We start from the raw sequence: 16,448 nt of genomic DNA on the forward strand, positions 1-16,448 counted from the left end.
AGAGAGCCTGAGAATCACGTCATGAGCCGTTCCGCCCATCCCGCCGGGCCCCGCCACGCCGACGTCCTGCCCGAGGGCCACCACCCCGCGCCGCCCGCCGACCTCAACGCCCTGGACCGGAAGGTGTGGTCGCAGACCGTCACGCGCGGCGACGACGGTGTGGTCGAGGTCGCGGGGATCCCCGTCACCCGGCTCGCCGAGGAGTTCGGCACGCCCGCCTACATCCTGGACGAGGACGACTTCCGCACCCGCGCGCGTGCCTGGCGTACCGCGTTCGGCCCGGACGCCGACGTGTTCTACGCCGGCAAGGCATTCCTCTCCCGGGCCGTCGTGCGGTGGCTGGACGAGGAGGGGCTGAACCTGGACGTGTGCTCCGGCGGCGAACTGGCCACCGCGCTGTCCGCGGGGATGCCCGCCGAGCGCATCGCCTTCCACGGCAACAACAAGTCCGTCGAGGAGATCCGCCGGGCCGTTCAGGCCGGTGTCGGACGGATCGTGCTCGACTCCTTCCAGGAGATCGTCCGGGTCGCCCACACCGCCCAGTCCCTCGGCAAGCGGCAGAAGGTGCAGATCCGGATCACCGTGGGCGTCGAGGCGCACACCCACGAGTTCATCGCCACCGCCCACGAGGACCAGAAGTTCGGCATCCCGCTGGCCGGCGGGCAGGCGGCGGAGGCCGTGCGGCGGGCGCTCCAGCTCGACGGTCTCGAGCTGATCGGGATCCACTCGCACATCGGGTCGCAGATCTTCGACATGTCCGGCTTCGAGGTCGCCGCCCACCGGGTCGTCGGCCTGCTGAGGGACATCCGCGACGAGCACGGCGTGGAACTGCCCGAGATCGACCTCGGCGGCGGCCTCGGCATCGCCTACACCAGCGCCGACGACCCCCGTGAGCCGCACGAGATCGCCAAGGCGCTCACCGAGATCGTCACCCGCGAGTGCGAGGCCGCCCGGCTGCGCACGCCCCGTATCTCCGTCGAGCCGGGGCGGGCCGTCGTGGGCCCCACCGCCTTCACCCTGTACGAGGTCGGCACGGTCAAGCCGCTGGACGGGCTGCGGACCTACGTCTCCGTCGACGGCGGCATGTCGGACAACATCCGCACCGCGCTGTACGACGCGCAGTACAGCGTCGCGCTCGTCTCCCGCGCCTCCGACGCCGAGCCGATGCTCGCCCGGGTCGTCGGCAAGCACTGCGAGAGCGGGGACATCGTGGTCAAGGACGCGTTCCTGCCGGCCGACCTGGCACCGGGCGACCTCGTCGCCGTGCCGGCCACCGGCGCGTACTGCCGGTCCATGGCCAGCAACTACAACCACGTCCTGCGGCCGCCCGTCGTCGCCGTACGGGACGGCGAGGCCCGGGTGATCGTCCGGCGCGAGACGGAGGACGACCTCCTGCGTCTCGACGTCGGGTGACACCCGCCCCGAGAACGACGGGGGCCGGAAGAGCGGAAGATCTGCGGTCTTCCACCCCCGTACAAATGAAATAGATGTCTCACGATCCGGACGAAGGGTAGAAACTCCCGTCCGGTGAGTGAGACTGGTTCAATCTCAGACGGTATGAGGAAACGAGGTCGGATGATGCGTACGCGTCCGCTGAAGGTGGCGCTGCTGGGCTGTGGAGTGGTCGGCTCAGAGGTGGCGCGCATCATGACGACGCACGCCGACGACCTCGCCGCCCGGATCGGGGCCCCCGTCGAGCTCGCCGGCGTGGCCGTACGGCGTACCGGCAAGGCCCGCGAGGGCAACGACCCCGCACTCGTCACCACCGACGCCACCGCCCTGGTCAAACGCGGGGACATCGACGTCGTGGTCGAGGTCATCGGCGGGATCGAGCCGGCCCGGACGCTCATCACCACCGCCTTCGAGCACGGCGCCTCCGTCGTCTCCGCCAACAAGGCCCTGCTCGCCCAGGACGGGGCCGCCCTGCACGCGGCGGCGGAGGCACACGGCAAGGACCTCTACTACGAGGCCGCCGTCGCCGGTGCCATCCCGCTGATCCGGCCGCTGCGCGAGTCGCTCGCCGGCGACAAGGTCAACCGGGTGCTCGGCATCGTCAACGGCACGACCAACTTCATCCTCGACAAGATGGACTCGACCGGCGCCGGCTACCAGGAGGCCCTGGACGAGGCCACCGCCCTGGGGTACGCCGAAGCCGACCCGACCGCCGACGTCGAGGGCTTCGACGCCGCCGCCAAGGCCGCCATCCTCGCCGGTATCGCCTTCCACACGCGCGTCCGCCTGGACGACGTCTACCGCGAGGGCATGACCGAGGTCACCGCCGCCGACTTCCGCTCCGCCAAGGAGATGGGCTGCACCATCAAGCTGCTCGCCATCTGCGAGCGCTCCAAGGACGGCACGTCGGTCACCGCGCGGGTGCATCCCGCCATGATCCCGCTCAGCCACCCGCTGGCCTCCGTGCGCGGCGCGTACAACGCCGTGTTCGTGGAGAGCGACGCCGCCGGGCAGCTGATGTTCTACGGCCCCGGCGCCGGCGGCTCGCCCACCGCCTCCGCCGTCCTCGGCGACCTCGTCGCCGTCTGCCGCAACCGGCTCAGCGGCGCCACCGGCCCCGGCGAGTCGGCCTACGCCGACCTGACCGTCTCCCCGATGGGCGATGTCGTCACCCGGTACCACATCAGCCTCGACGTGGCCGACAAACCGGGCGTGCTCGCCCAGGTGGCGACCGTGTTCGCCGAGCACGGTGTCTCGATCGACACGGTTCGTCAGCAGGGGAAGGACGGCGAGGCGTCCCTCGTCGTCGTCACCCACCGCGCGTCAGACGCCGCCCTGAGCGGGACCGTCGAGGCGCTGCGCAAGCTCGACACCGTGCGCGGTGTCGCCAGCATCATGCGGGTTGAAGGAGAGTAACCAGCAATGACCCACCAGTGGCGCGGAATCATCGAGGAGTACCGGGACCGGCTGCCCGTCTCCGACACCACGCCGGTCGTGACGCTCCGTGAGGGCGGCACGCCCCTCGTGCCCGCGCAGGTGCTCTCCGAGCGCACGGGCTGCGAGGTCCACCTGAAGGTGGAGGGGGCCAACCCCACCGGGTCCTTCAAGGACCGCGGCATGACCATGGCGATCAGCAAGGCCAAGGAGGAGGGGGCGAAGGCCGTCATCTGCGCCTCCACCGGCAACACCTCCGCCTCCGCCGCCGCGTACGCGGTGCGGGCCGGCATGGTCTCGGCCGTCCTGGTGCCGCAGGGCAAGATCGCCCTCGGCAAGATGGGCCAGGCCCTCGTGCACGGCGCGAAGATCCTCCAGGTCGACGGCAACTTCGACGACTGCCTCACCCTTGCCCGCTCGCTCAGCGAGAACTACCCCGTGGCGCTGGTGAATTCGGTCAACCCGGTGCGGATCGAGGGCCAGAAGACGGCCGCCTTCGAGATCGTGGACATGCTCGGCGACGCGCCCGACATCCACGTCCTCCCGGTCGGCAACGCGGGCAACATCACGGCCTACTGGAAGGGCTACAAGGAGTACGCCGCCGACGGCGTCTCCACCCGTACCCCCCGGATGTGGGGCTTCCAGGCCTCCGGCAGCGCCCCGATCGTGCGCGGCGAGGTCGTCAAGGACCCGTCGACCATCGCCACCGCCATCCGCATCGGCAACCCCGCCTCCTGGCACCACGCGCTGGCCGCCCGGGACGAGTCCGGCGGCGCCATCGACGAGGTGACGGACCGTGAGATCCTGCGCGCCTACCGCCTGTTGGCCGCGCAGGAGGGCGTCTTCGTGGAGCCCGCCTCCGCCGCCTCGGTGGCCGGCCTGCTCAAGGCCGCCGAACAGGGCAAGGTCGACCCGGGCCAGCGCATCGTGTGCACGGTCACCGGAAACGGCCTGAAGGACCCGGACTGGGCCGTCGCCGGCGCGCCGCAGCCGGTCACCGTCCCGGTCGACGCCGCCACCGCGGCCGAGCGCCTCGGCCTCGCCTGAGCGCCCCCGAACCGGGAAATCCCTGACAAGGTGCACAGGGGGCTTACGACACGCATCGTGCGCCTCCTGTGCGCCCTATGTCGCCACAGAACCTTCCTTCGATAGGCTGTACCGAACCCGCCCACCGCATATGCCCTCGCGCAGGGCAGGCGCCGCGCCGTCTCCGCGGCCCGACGGGTCTTCGTACGTCAGTCATCGGCAGTCCACCGGGTGACCATCGAATCCATCGAGCGTCATTCGACCGTAAACGCAGCTCAAGGAGAGTCTTCGAGCGATGGCCGGTCCAGCGTTCCGCGCCGCCGCCGTCCGGGTGCGCGTTCCCGCCACCAGCGCCAACCTCGGCCCGGGCTTCGACGCCCTCGGCCTCGCGCTGGGGCTCTACGACGACGTGGTCGTCAGGGTCGCCGACTCCGGGCTGCACATCGACATCGCGGGTGAGGGCAGCGAGACCCTGCCGCGGGACGAGAGCCATCTCCTCGTCCGCTCCCTGCGGACCGCCTTCGACCTGCTGGGCGGCCAGCCCCGCGGTCTGGAGATCGTCTGCGCCAACCGCATTCCGCACGGCCGGGGCCTCGGCTCCTCCTCCGCCGCCATCTGCGCCGGCATCGTGGCCGCCCGCGCCGTGACCATAGGCGGCGAGGCCCGCCTGGACGACGCCGCGCTGCTGGAACTGGCCACCGAGATCGAGGGCCACCCGGACAACGTGGCCGCGTGTCTGCTCGGCGGCTTCACGCTGTCCTGGATGGAGGCCGGCAACGCCCGCGCCATCAGGATGGAGCCGCACGATTCCATCGTTCCGGTGGTTTTCGTGCCCGGAAAGCCGGTACTGACCGAGACCGCCCGCGGCCTGCTCCCGCGCACCGTGCCGCACGTGGACGCCGCCGCCAACGCGGGCCGCGCCGCCCTGCTGGTCGAGGCCCTCACCAGGCGCCCCGAGCTGCTGCTGCCCGCCACCGAGGACCGCCTCCACCAGGAGTACCGGGCCCCGGCCATGCCCGAGAGCGCCGCGCTCGTGGAGCGGCTGCGCGCCGACGGTATCCCGGCCGTCATCTCGGGCGCCGGGCCCACCGTCATGGCCCTCGCCGACGCCGACAGCGCCGACAAGGTCTCCCACCTCGCGGGTGAGGGCTGGGCCGCCAACCGGCTGGACCTGGACGTCCGGGGAGCGAGCGTGCTGCCGCTTGCCACCTGACACACGGTTGCCGGATTTGGAGAGGGGGAATGTTTGTTGGATCCGGTAGTGTTAATCTCAAGTCTGCACCCGACCCCACCATGGCGAGGTGCCTCGTGTCCCCGTCCGGGACAGACATTCTTCCGGGAGCCTCCCGGGCCACTCCGTGTTCCGTGCGCCGTACCTGGGCAGTACGACGTATGCGGACACTGAGCGGGCCGCCGGTAGGGGTACCCCCTCTGGGGGAGCTTCGGAATCGGTGCTACCACGCCACGTGACACTGGATGCCACGGCCCGCGGAAGCGCCATCACCGCACATTTTTCTTCCGCCGCTTTGGCGGACCACCGCCCCGGCACGGTTCACAGAAGACAGGACCGTAGCCGGACAGCACAACCGGTCGCCGAGCCAGACAGGCCGACGTCCGCTCCAGGGAAGGACCCTTCGTGAGCGACACCACCGATCTGATGGGCGCACGTGTCGAGGAGACCGCTGCCGCGCCCGCCACGGACGCCTCCGCGCCTGCCACCGGTGCCGGCTCCCGGCGGCGCCGCGGTACCGGCCTCGAGGGCATGGTGCTGGCCGAGCTGCAGCAGGTCGCCTCGGGCCTCGGGATCAGGGGCACCGCGCGGATGCGCAAGAGCCAGCTGATCGAGGTCATCAAGGAGGCGCAGGCCGCCGGGGGAGCCCCCGCGGCCAAGGCCGACACCGCCACCGAGACCAAGCCGAAGCGCCGGGCCACCTCCCGGGCGCGCACCGGCGAGGAGGCCGCCGAGAAGAAGGCGGCCAAGGCCGCCGAGGCCCCTGCCGAGAAGGCCGCGGCCCAGCAGCAGATCGAGATCCCGGGCCAGCCGGCCGGGGACACCGCCCGCGCGGCCGAGCGCGGGGCGGAGGACAGCGCGCCGACCGAGCGCCGGCGCCGCCGCGCCACGGCCGAGGCGGGCAGCCCGGCCCTGAACGGCGCCGAGAGCGCCGCCGCCGAGGCCCGGACCGAGTCCAAGGCCGAGACGCCCGCGCCCCAGTCCCAGCAGGGCGAGGCCAAGGGCGACGCCGGTGACGGCGAGGGCCGTGGCCGCCGGGACCGCCGCGAGCGCGGCCGGGACCGGGACCGCCGCAACAAGGGCGACGAGCAGCAGGGCGGCCAGCAGCGTCAGCAGCAGGGCCAGCAGCAGGGCGGCAGGCAGGACAGCCGGCAGCAGGACGACGACGACTTCGAGGGCGGCCGCCGTGGCCGTCGCGGCCGCTACCGCGACCGCCGGGGCCGTCGTGGCCGTGACGAGATCGCCGAGCCGCAGCTCGCCGAGGACGACGTCCTGATCCCGGTCGCGGGCATCCTGGACATCCTCGACAACTACGCCTTCATCCGGACCTCCGGCTACCTGCCGGGCCCGAACGACGTCTACGTCTCCCTCGCCCAGGTCCGCAAGAACGGCCTGCGCAAGGGCGACCACGTCACGGGCGCGGTCCGCCAGCCGAAGGAGGGCGAGCGCCGCGAGAAGTTCAACGCGCTGGTCCGCCTGGACTCCGTCAACGGCATGGCGCCCGAACACGGTCGCGGCCGCCCGGAGTTCAACAAGCTGACCCCGCTCTACCCGCAGGACCGGCTCCGCCTGGAGACCGACCCGGGCGTGCTGACCACCCGGATCATCGACCTGGTCTCGCCGATCGGCAAGGGCCAGCGCGGTCTGATCGTGGCCCCGCCGAAGACCGGCAAGACCATGATCATGCAGGCGATCGCCAACGCGATCACGCACAACAACCCCGAGTGCCACCTGATGGTCGTCCTCGTCGACGAGCGTCCGGAAGAGGTCACCGACATGCAGCGGTCGGTCAAGGGCGAGGTCATCTCCTCGACCTTCGACCGTCCGGCCGAGGACCACACCACGGTCGCCGAGCTGGCCATCGAGCGCGCCAAGCGGCTGGTCGAGCTGGGTCACGACGTGGTCGTGCTGCTGGACTCGATCACCCGTCTGGGCCGCGCCTACAACCTGGCGGCGCCGGCCTCCGGCCGCATCCTGTCCGGTGGTGTCGACTCGACCGCGCTCTACCCGCCGAAGCGGTTCTTCGGCGCGGCGCGCAACATCGAGGACGGCGGCTCGCTGACCATCCTCGCCACCGCCCTGGTGGACACCGGGTCCCGCATGGACGAGGTGATCTTCGAGGAGTTCAAGGGCACCGGCAACATGGAGCTGAAGCTCGACCGGAAGCTCGCGGACAAGCGGATCTTCCCGGCGGTGGACGTGGACGCGTCCGGCACCCGCAAGGAGGAGATCCTGCTCGGTGCCGAGGAGCTGGCCGTCGTCTGGAAGCTCCGCCGGGTGCTGCACGCGCTGGACCAGCAGCAGGCGATCGAGCTGCTTCTCGACAAGATGAAGCAGACCAAGTCGAACGTCGAGTTCCTGATGCAGATCCAGAAGACGACGCCGACGCCGGGCAACGGCGACTGAGCGTCAGGGCATCGCTGAAAAGGGCCGCCTCCCGTCCGGGGAGGCGGCCCTTTCCTCTTCCCCCGCTGTACCGGTGGCGAGATCTTTGCCACAGAGCCCGCGGCGGCCACCGGCCTCCCGGCGTACCACCGGTGCCCTCGTATCCGCAGGTGAGCGCCGTCCGCCCCGCCTGACCGACTACACACCGTGTCCATTTCCGTACCCGTCGGGCACTGTGTGTTGTGCAACCCTGTCCCGAGTTTCTCCGTCTGACCAGGCGGAGCGACGATGGAGCGGTGACGACCGCGCCCGACCCTGGCCGCAGGGGGTACCCGACCGCCGAGACCTAGGAGCGATGTGGCCGCCGAGAGCACGCCCGCCATAACCGAGCCGGGCCCGACCGGTCCCCGCCGCCGGGGCAAGGGGCGCCGCCGCAAGGCCCCCAGCACGGCCCGCAAGGCGCTGCGCGCGACGGCCTGGACAGCGGCGGGTGTCGTGGTGCTGGGCGGCGCGGGTGCCGGGTTCGTCTACTTCAAGCTCAACGGCAACCTGCGCAGCGTCGACCTGAACCAGGCCCTCGGCACCGACCGCCCCGACAAGGTCGACAACGGCTCCGAGAACATCCTGGTCCTCGGTTCGGACACCCGGGCCGGCACGAACAAGAAGCTCGGCGGCGGCACGGACGACGGCAGCGCCCGCTCCGACACCGCGATGATCGTCCATGTGTACGAGGGCCACAAACGGGCCAGCGTGGTCTCGATCCCCCGGGACACCCTGGTCGACCGCCCCGAGTGCACCGACACCAAGGGCACCACCCACCCGGCCGCCACCGCCGTGATGTTCAACGAGGCGTACTCCACCGGCGGCGCGGCCTGCGCGGTCAAGACCGTCGAGTCGATCACCGGCATCCGCATGGACCACTACCTGGAGGTCGACTTCCAGGGCTTCCAGCAGCTCATCGACGACCTCGGCGGCGTGCGGATCACCACCACCAAGCCCATCCACGACAAGCAGAGCCACCTCGACCTCGAGGCCGGCCCGCACACCCTGAACGGTGAGCAGGCCCTCGGCCTGGTCCGCACCCGGCACGGCGTGGGCGACGGCTCGGACCTGGGCCGCATCCAGCTCCAGCAGGCGTTCATCAAGGCCCTCATCGACCAGGTCAAGCACGTCGGCGTCTTCACCAACCCCAAGAAGCTCTACGACCTCGCCGACACCGCCACCAAGGCCGTCACGACCGACTCCGACCTCGGCTCGGTCAACTCCCTGATCGACTTCGCGGGCGGCCTGAAGGGCATCGGCTCCTCCGACATGAAGATGGTCACGATGCCGGTCCAGTACGACCCGGCCAACCCCAACCGGGTCCTGCTGGACACCGCCAAGGCCCAGCTGGTCTGGAACGCCCTGCGCAACGACCAGGAGATTCCGAAGGCGGCCACGGAGGGCACGGCGACGGGCGAGGCCAAGGGCGTGGTCAGCGCCCCGTAGGACGCCCCCGCGCACCCCCTGGAATAGAACGACCGCACCCCCGGTTTGGGTGGATGGCACCAGTCCTGGCAGACTGGTACGTCGGCCCCGGTTCACGCCTCCGCATCCCGCGGCAGCGACCCGGCGCCCTCCCGAAACCTAGGAGACACCTTGAAGCGCGACATCCACCCCGCGTACGTCGAGACGCAGGTCAGCTGCACCTGCGGCGCGTCGTTCACCACCCGCAGCACCATCGAGTCCGGCACCATCCGGGCCGAGGTCTGCTCCGAGTGCCACCCGTTCTACACGGGCAAGCAGAAGATCCTCGACACCGGTGGCCGTGTGGCCCGCTTCGAGGCCCGCTTCGGCAAGGCCGCCGGCTCCAAGAAGTAGCGAGCCCCAATTCGCCGGTCCACGGCCACACCCGCTCACCGGCGGGTGTGCCCGGGACCGGCGTTTTTGGTCGCCGCCCTTCCCCTCACCGCAGTACAGGAGCCCAAGATGTTCGAGGCCGTCGAGGAACTCGTCGCCGAGCACGCCGATCTGGAGAAGAAGCTCGCCGACCCGTCGGTCCACTCCGACCAGGCGAACGCGCGCAAGCTGAACAAGCGCTACGCCGAGCTGACCCCGATCGTCGCCACGTACCGCTCCTGGAAGCAGACCGGCGACGACATCGAGACCGCCCGAGAGCTGGCCGCCGACGACCCCGACTTCGCCGCCGAGGTCAAGGACCTGGAGAAGCAGCGCGAGGAGCTCACCGAGAAGCTGCGCCTGCTGCTCGTCCCGCGCGATCCCAGCGACGACAAGGACGTCATCCTCGAGATCAAGGCGGGCGCGGGCGGCGACGAGTCGGCGCTCTTCGCCGGCGACCTGCTGCGGATGTACCTGCGCTACGCCGAGCGCGTCGGCTGGAAGACCGAGATCATCGACGCCACCGAGTCCGAGCTGGGCGGCTACAAGGACGTCCAGGTCGCGGTGAAGGCACGCGGGCAGATCGAGCCCGGCCAGGGCGTCTGGGCCCGGCTGAAGTACGAGGGCGGCGTGCACCGCGTCCAGCGCGTCCCGGCGACCGAGTCCCAGGGCCGCATCCACACCTCCGCGGCCGGTGTGCTCGTCACCCCGGAGGCCGAGGAGGTGGACGTGGAGATCAACCCCAACGACCTCCGCATCGACGTCTACCGGTCCTCCGGTCCCGGCGGCCAGTCCGTGAACACTACCGACTCCGCCGTGCGCATCACGCACCTGCCGACCGGGGTCGTCGCCTCCTGCCAGAACGAGAAGAGCCAGCTGCAGAACAAGGAGCAGGCGCTGCGCATCCTGCGCTCCAGGCTGCTCGCCATGGCCCAGGAGGAGGCGGAGCGGGAGGCCGCCGACGCCCGCCGCAGCCAGGTCCGCACCGTCGACCGCTCCGAGAAGATCCGCACCTACAACTTCCCGGAGAACCGCATCTCGGACCACCGCGTCGGCTTCAAGGCGTACAACCTGGACCAGGTCCTGGACGGCGACCTCGACGCGGTCATCCAGGCCTGCGTCGACGCCGACTCGGCGGCGAAGCTCGCCGCCGCGTAAACCCGTACGCACGAGTACGACACGGAGGAGACGCGTGAACCTGCTGCTCGCCGAGGTGGCCCAGGCCACCCAGCGGCTGGCCGACGCCGGTGTGCCCTCGCCGCGCAACGACGCGGAGGAGCTGGCCGCGTTCGTGCACGGCGTGAAGCGAGGTCAGCTGCACTCCGTGAAGGACGCCGACTTCGACGCCCGGTACTGGGAGGTCATCGCCCGGCGCGAGCAGCGCGAGCCGCTCCAGCACATCACCGGGCGGGCCTACTTCCGCTACCTGGAGCTCCAGGTCGGGCCGGGCGTGTTCGTGCCCCGGCCGGAGACCGAGTCCGTCGTCGGCTGGGCCATAGACGCCGTACGCGCCATGGACGTCGTCGAGCCGTGCATCGTCGACCTGTGCACCGGCTCCGGCGCCATCGCGCTCGCCCTCGCCCAAGAGGTGCCGCGCTCGCGGGTGCACGCCGTGGAGCTGTCCGAGGACGCCCTGGTGTGGACCCGGAAGAACATGGCCGGCTCCCGTGTCGACCTGCGCCAGGGCGACGCGCTGACCGCCTTCCCGGACCTCGACGGCCAGGTGGACCTGGTCATCTCCAACCCGCCGTACATCCCGCTCACCGAATGGGAGTACGTCGCCCCGGAGGCCCGCGATTACGACCCGGAGCTGGCGTTGTTCTCCGGCGAGGACGGACTCGACCTCATCCGGGGCCTGGAACGCACCGCGCACCGCCTGCTGCGCCCCGGCGGGGTGGTCGTGATCGAGCACGCCGACACCCAGGGCGGCCAGGTGCCGTGGATCTTCACCGAGGAGCGGGGCTGGGCCGACGCGGCCGACCACCCCGACCTCAACAACCGGCCGCGCTTCGCCACCGCCCGCAAGGCGCTGCCGTGACCACTGAGACGACTTCCATCCCGCAGTACGTGTACGAGGAGGCCCGCTAGCCATGGCACGGCGATACGACACCAACGACGCGACCGACCGCGTGACGGGTCTGCGCGAGGCCGCGTCCGCCGTCCGCCGCGGCGAGCTGGTGGTGCTGCCGACCGACACGGTCTACGGCATCGGCGCCGACGCGTTCTCCTCGCAGGCGGTCGCCGACCTGCTCGACGCCAAGGGCCGGGGCCGCGGCATGCCCACCCCCGTCCTCATCGGCTCCCCGAACACCCTGCACGGCCTGGTCACGGACTTCTCCGAGCTGGCCTGGGAACTGGTCGACGCGTTCTGGCCGGGCGCGCTGACGCTCGTCGCCAAGCACCAGCCGTCCCTCCAGTGGGACCTCGGCGACACCCGGGGCACGGTCGCCGTGCGCATGCCGCTGCACCCGGTCGCCATCGAACTGCTCACCGACGTCGGACCGATGGCCGTCTCCTCGGCGAACCTCACCGGCCACCCGGCGCCGGAGGACTGCGACGCCGCCCAGGACATGCTCGGCGACTCCGTCTCCGTCTACCTCGACGGCGGCCCCACCCCCGACAACGCGCCCTCGTCCATCGTGGACGTCACCCGCCGGGTGCCGGTGCTGCTGCGCGAGGGCGCGCTCTCCGCGGAGGAGCTGCGCAAGGTCGTACCCGACCTCGAGGTGGCGAATTGACGGCCCCTGGGACGGGGCGCGGCATAGGCGGCGGGAGCTGGAGCGCGGAGGAAACGACGACGTTCGGGTTCCCCCGCGACACCTTCCGCATCCTCCACGTCAGCACCGGCAATGTGTGCCGCTCGCCCATCACCGAACGGCTGACCCGCCACTTCGTCGCGGAGCGGCTCGGCGTGCTCGGCGGCGGGCTGATCGTGGAGAGCGCGGGCACCTGGGGCCACGAGGGCGCGCCCATGGAGTCCCACGCGGAGACCGTGCTGGCCGAGTTCGGCGCGGACGCCTCCGGCTTCGTCGGCCGGGAACTGCTGGACGAGCACGTGATCAGGGCCGACCTGGTGCTGACCGCCACCCGTGACCACCGTGCCCAGGTCATCTCCATGGGCCATTCGGCGGGCCTGCGCACCTTCACCCTGAAGGAGTTCACCCGCCTGGTCCGGGCGATAGATCCGGCCACCCTGCCGCCGCTGGAGGACGGCGTGGTCATGCGGGCCCGGGCGCTGGTGCGGGCCGCGGCGGCGCTGCGCGGCTGGCTGCTCGCCCCGAACGCCGAGGCGGACGAGGTGTACGACCCCTACGGCGCGCCCCTGACGTTCTTCCGCTCCATCGGCGACGAGATACGGGACGCCCTGGACCCGGTGGTGACGGCGCTGACGGGGGTTCCGGCGCGGACGTAGGGCGCGTGCGCGCCCCCTGCGGGGCGACACCGGGCGACCCCCGCGGGACCGGCCTACATTGGACGTACGTCACCGCCGACCGCCCGGGAGCCCGCCATGTCGGTCACCCACACCCTCGAGACCGACGTCCTGCGCCGGCAGGACCCGGCGATGGCCGAACTCCTGCTCGGCGAACTGGCACGGCAGTCCACCACCCTCCAGCTGATCGCCGCCGAGAACTTCTGCTCCCCGGCCGTCCTGGCCGCCCTCGGCTCCGCGTTCGCCAACAAGTACGCCGAGGGCTACCCCGGCGCCCGCCACCACGGCGGCTGCGAGATCGTCGACGTCGCCGAACGCGCCGCCGTCGACCGCGCCAAGGCCCTGTTCGGCGCCGAGCACGCCAACGTCCAGCCGCACTCCGGCTCCTCGGCCGTACTGGCCGCCTACGCGGCCCTGCTGCGCCCCGGCGACACCGTCCTCGCCCTCGGCCTGCCCTACGGCGGCCACCTCACCCACGGCTCGCCGGCCAACTTCTCCGGCCGCTGGTTCGACTTCGTCGGCTACGGCGTCGACGCCGAGACCGGGCTGATCGACCACGACCAGGTGCGCCACCTGGCGCGCAACCACCGGCCCAAGGCCATCGTGTGCGGCTCCATCGCCTACCCCCGCCACCCGGACTACGCCTTCTTCCGGGAGGTCGCCGACGAGGTCGGGGCCTATCTGATCGCGGACGCCGGCCATCCCATCGGGCTGGTAGCCGGGGGAGCGGCGCCGAACCCGGTGCCGTACGCGGACATCGTCTGCGCGACCACCCACAAGGTGCTGCGCGGCCCGCGCGGCGGGATGATCCTGTGCGGGGCCGAGCTGGCCCGGCGGGTGGACCGGGCCGTGTTCCCGTTCACCCAGGGCGGCGCCCAGATGCACACCATCGCCGCGAAGGCGGTCGCGTTCGGCGAGGCGGCGACACCGGAGTTCGCCATGTACGCCCATCGGGTGGTCGCCAACGCGCGGGTGCTGGCCGGTCACCTGGCCGCGGAGGGGCTGGCCGTCACCACCGGCGGCACGGACACCCACCTGATCACCGCGGACCCGGCCCCGCTCGGCGTGGACGGCCGCAGTGCACGGGGCCGGCTGCTCGCGGCCGGGCTGGTGCTGGACTGCTGTGTGCTGCCGCACGGCGACGGCCGCGGCCTGCGCCTGGGCACGGCGGCGGTGACCACCCAGGGCATGGGGGAGCCGGAGATGGTGCGGATCGCGGCGCTGCTGGCGGCCGTGCTGCGTGGGGAGACGGAGCCGGCCCGGGCCCGGGAGGAGGTGCGCGCGCTCACCGGCCGGTTCCCGCCGTATCCCGGCTGAACGGGGGTAGACGGCGTCCCGTACCTCCCGGTGTGGACGGGTCCGGGCCGTGGCGTACGGCACGGTGTGCAACCCTCGTCGCTACCCGGCCGTCCTCATCCATATGCATCCGTCGCTAGGGTGTGAGGCTGTGATGGCCAGCGAGACCTGTGGGGAAGCCCGTGCGTGAATACCTGCTGACGCTCTGCATCACGGCCGCGGTGACGTATCTGCTGACGGGGCCGGTACGGAAGTTCGCGATCGTGGCCGGGGCGATGCCGGAGATCCGGGCCCGGGACGTGCACCGGGAACCCACTCCGCGCCTCGGCGGTATCGCGATGTTCTTCGGACTGTGCGCGGGCCTGCTGGTCGCGGACCACCTGACGAACCTCAACGAGGTCTTCGCCAAGTCCAACGAGCCGCGGGCGCTGCTCTCCGGGGCCGCGCTGATCTGGCTGATCGGCGTCCTGGACGACAAGTTCGAGATCGACGCGCTGATCAAGCTGGGCGGCCAGATGATCGCCGCGGGCGTGATGGTCATGCAGGGTCTGACGATCCTGTGGCTGCCCATCCCGGGCGTCGGGAACGTCGCGCTGACCCAGTGGCAGGGCACGCTGCTGACGGTGGCCCTGGTGGTCATCACGATCAACGCGGTGAACTTCGTGGACGGCCTGGACGGGCTCGCGGCCGGCATGGTGTGCATCGCGGCGGGCTCGTTCTTCCTGTACGCCTACCGGATCTGGTACTCGTACGGCATCGAGGCCGCCGCCCCCGGCACCCTGTTCGCGGCCATCCTGATGGGCATGTGCCTGGGCTTCCTGCCGCACAACATGCACCCGGCGCGGATCTTCATGGGCGACTCGGGTTCGATGCTGATCGGCCTGGTGCTGTCGGCGGGCGCGATCTCGATCACCGGGCAGGTGGACCCGGACGCCCTCGCGCTGTTCACCGGTTCGGAGAAGGCGGCGGTGCACCAGACGGTGCCGGTCTACATCCCGCTGCTGCTCCCGCTGACCATCATCGCCGTACCGGCCGCCGACCTGGTGCTCGCCATCGTCCGGCGCACCTGGCGCGGCCAGTCCCCGTTCGCCGCCGACCGCGGTCATCTGCACCACCGGCTGCTGGAGATCGGCCACTCGCACAGCCGGGCCGTGCTGATCATGTACTTCTGGTCGGCGCTGATCGGCTTCGGGGCGCTGGCGTACTCGGTCAACTCGGCGTCGATGTGGATCGTGCTGGGCGTGGTCTTCCTCAGCGCGGTCGGCCTGGTCCTGCTGCTGCTCCCGCGCTTCACGCCGCGCGTGCCGCTGTGGGCCCAGCGGTTCGTCCCGCCGCGCTACCGCAGGCGCTCCGTCCCCGCGGCCGCCGCGGAGTCCGCCGCCCCGGAGGTCACGGAGAGCGAGGAGCGGTCCCCGGTCACGGCCGGGGTCTCCGGCGTCAACGGAGCGACCGCGATCGGCGCCCGATCGCGTTTCCTCGACCGTCGCTGAGGCGCCCAAGGTAAGAATCTGACTAGAGCATTGCCAACTCGTGGGGGAGCAAAGCGCCCTAATACCAGACAAGTGGGCGGCGTTTTTGCACAGACGGGCAGCTTCACTCTCATGTGTGACAGCAAGCACACCCAACAGGTAAAGACCTCATCAAATAGTTTGTGATACGGTTCACGAGAACCCCGGATAGGACCGAAGGACCTGAGTGCGACGGTCCGTAGGTGTGAGATCTCGATCACTCGGTCCGGGACTACGCTCGTCCATGACGACACCCTGCCCCCTGTGAAAGCGGAGTTGCCGCCATGCCGTCCAATGACGCCCGGATCCTGGCCCAGGCCGCAGTGCCCACGGCTGCCGTCGGTGTGATCGCCGCCGTCGTCAGCGCCGTGGTCGCCGGCGGCAAGGGGGCGATCGGGGCCGTCGTGGGGACGCTGGTGGTGATCGTCTTCATGGGGCTCGGCCTCTACGTGCTCCAGCGCACCGCCAAATCCTTTCCCCAGCTGTTCCAGATGATGGGCCTGATGCTCTACGCGGCCCAACTGCTGCTGCTGGTCATCTTCGTCGCCTTGTTCAAGAACACGACGCTGTTCAACCCGCGTGCCTTCGCCATCACGCTCGTGGTCGCCACCCTCGCGTGGATCGCCGCGCAGACGCGTGCCCACATGAAGGCCAAGATCCTCTACGTCGATCCCGATGCCTCGTCGAAGGGCGACAAGCCCGAGAAGACAGGGCATTCGTCGTGAGAGGTAGGGCCGGGATAAAGGCGCACGAGAGATGCTGCTATCGTCCGGTGCCAACTGCGGCATCGCGGGCGCGGGCATCTGAG

General features: G+C 71.0%; 14 protein-coding genes. All 14 read left to right on the forward strand.

What is annotated here, in order from left to right:
* Window positions 1-21 precede the first annotated feature (21 nt).
* Window positions 22-1,413, forward strand: coding sequence for a diaminopimelate decarboxylase (gene lysA, locus HB370_RS26960; RefSeq protein WP_030789996.1), 1,392 nt, complete (start codon window positions 22-24; stop codon window positions 1,411-1,413).
* 162 nt (window positions 1,414-1,575) lie between these two features.
* Window positions 1,576-2,868 (forward strand): homoserine dehydrogenase, encoded by a 1,293-nt coding sequence (locus HB370_RS26965; RefSeq protein WP_030789999.1) that lies wholly within the window; start codon window positions 1,576-1,578, stop codon window positions 2,866-2,868.
* A gap of 6 nt (window positions 2,869-2,874) precedes the next feature.
* Entirely contained in the window at window positions 2,875-3,933 is a 1,059-nt protein-coding gene (thrC, locus tag HB370_RS26970) for a threonine synthase (RefSeq protein ID WP_030790002.1), read from the forward strand.
* Window positions 3,934-4,207: 274 nt separating this feature from the next.
* The gene (thrB, locus tag HB370_RS26975; protein WP_030790005.1) at window positions 4,208-5,125 is read left to right on the forward strand and encodes a homoserine kinase; all 918 of its coding nucleotides are present in this window, start codon (window positions 4,208-4,210) and stop codon (window positions 5,123-5,125) included.
* 423 nt (window positions 5,126-5,548) lie between these two features.
* The gene (gene rho / locus HB370_RS26980; protein WP_030790008.1) at window positions 5,549-7,549 is read left to right on the forward strand and encodes a transcription termination factor Rho; all 2,001 of its coding nucleotides are present in this window, start codon (window positions 5,549-5,551) and stop codon (window positions 7,547-7,549) included.
* A 336-nt stretch (window positions 7,550-7,885) separates the two neighbouring features.
* Window positions 7,886-9,016, forward strand: coding sequence for an LCP family protein (locus tag HB370_RS26985; protein ID WP_030790010.1), 1,131 nt, complete (start codon window positions 7,886-7,888; stop codon window positions 9,014-9,016).
* A 150-nt stretch (window positions 9,017-9,166) separates the two neighbouring features.
* Window positions 9,167-9,388: a 50S ribosomal protein L31 gene (gene rpmE / locus HB370_RS26990; protein WP_030740744.1), complete on the forward strand. Its 222-nt coding sequence runs from the start codon at window positions 9,167-9,169 to the stop codon at window positions 9,386-9,388.
* 108 nt (window positions 9,389-9,496) lie between these two features.
* Window positions 9,497-10,564 (forward strand): peptide chain release factor 1, encoded by a 1,068-nt coding sequence (prfA, locus tag HB370_RS26995; protein ID WP_030790013.1) that lies wholly within the window; start codon window positions 9,497-9,499, stop codon window positions 10,562-10,564.
* A 34-nt stretch (window positions 10,565-10,598) separates the two neighbouring features.
* Window positions 10,599-11,444, forward strand: a complete 846-nt coding sequence (gene prmC / locus HB370_RS27000; RefSeq protein WP_030790016.1) for a peptide chain release factor N(5)-glutamine methyltransferase — start codon at window positions 10,599-10,601, stop codon at window positions 11,442-11,444.
* Between the two features lie 52 nt (window positions 11,445-11,496).
* Window positions 11,497-12,144: an L-threonylcarbamoyladenylate synthase gene (locus HB370_RS27005; protein WP_030790024.1), complete on the forward strand. Its 648-nt coding sequence runs from the start codon at window positions 11,497-11,499 to the stop codon at window positions 12,142-12,144.
* Complete coding sequence (locus HB370_RS27010) at window positions 12,141-12,818, forward strand: low molecular weight phosphatase family protein (RefSeq protein WP_030790027.1); 678 nt, start codon at window positions 12,141-12,143, stop codon at window positions 12,816-12,818. The genes HB370_RS27005 and HB370_RS27010 overlap by 4 nt, the downstream gene beginning before the upstream one ends.
* A 96-nt stretch (window positions 12,819-12,914) precedes the next feature.
* The gene (glyA, locus tag HB370_RS27015) at window positions 12,915-14,153 is read left to right on the forward strand and encodes a serine hydroxymethyltransferase (RefSeq protein WP_030790030.1); all 1,239 of its coding nucleotides are present in this window, start codon (window positions 12,915-12,917) and stop codon (window positions 14,151-14,153) included.
* 161 nt (window positions 14,154-14,314) lie between these two features.
* Entirely contained in the window at window positions 14,315-15,622 is a 1,308-nt protein-coding gene (locus tag HB370_RS27020) for an MraY family glycosyltransferase (RefSeq protein WP_030790033.1), read from the forward strand.
* A gap of 302 nt (window positions 15,623-15,924) precedes the next feature.
* Complete coding sequence (locus HB370_RS27025; protein WP_030610083.1) at window positions 15,925-16,365, forward strand: hypothetical protein; 441 nt, start codon at window positions 15,925-15,927, stop codon at window positions 16,363-16,365.
* Window positions 16,366-16,448 lie beyond the last annotated feature (83 nt).

Source organism: Streptomyces sp. DSM 40868 (genome assembly GCF_011820545.1).
Taxonomy (GTDB): Bacteria; Actinomycetota; Actinomycetes; order Streptomycetales; family Streptomycetaceae; genus Streptomyces; species Streptomyces eurythermus.

What these genes read in the sequence shown, in the direction of transcription:
- HB370_RS27005 (WP_030790024.1), top strand. Translation starts at nt 11,497, where the DNA reads ATGGCACGGCGATACGACACCAACGACGCGACCGACCGCGTGACGGGT.
- thrC (WP_030790002.1), top strand. Translation starts at nt 2,875, where the DNA reads ATGACCCACCAGTGGCGCGGAATCATCGAGGAGTACCGGGACCGGCTG.
- glyA (WP_030790030.1), top strand. Translation starts at nt 12,915, where the DNA reads ATGTCGGTCACCCACACCCTCGAGACCGACGTCCTGCGCCGGCAGGAC.
- lysA (WP_030789996.1), top strand. Translation starts at nt 22, where the DNA reads ATGAGCCGTTCCGCCCATCCCGCCGGGCCCCGCCACGCCGACGTCCTG.
- thrB (WP_030790005.1), top strand. Translation starts at nt 4,208, where the DNA reads ATGGCCGGTCCAGCGTTCCGCGCCGCCGCCGTCCGGGTGCGCGTTCCC.
- HB370_RS26965 (WP_030789999.1), top strand. Translation starts at nt 1,576, where the DNA reads ATGATGCGTACGCGTCCGCTGAAGGTGGCGCTGCTGGGCTGTGGAGTG.
- prfA (WP_030790013.1), top strand. Translation starts at nt 9,497, where the DNA reads ATGTTCGAGGCCGTCGAGGAACTCGTCGCCGAGCACGCCGATCTGGAG.
- HB370_RS27025 (WP_030610083.1), top strand. Translation starts at nt 15,925, where the DNA reads ATGCCGTCCAATGACGCCCGGATCCTGGCCCAGGCCGCAGTGCCCACG.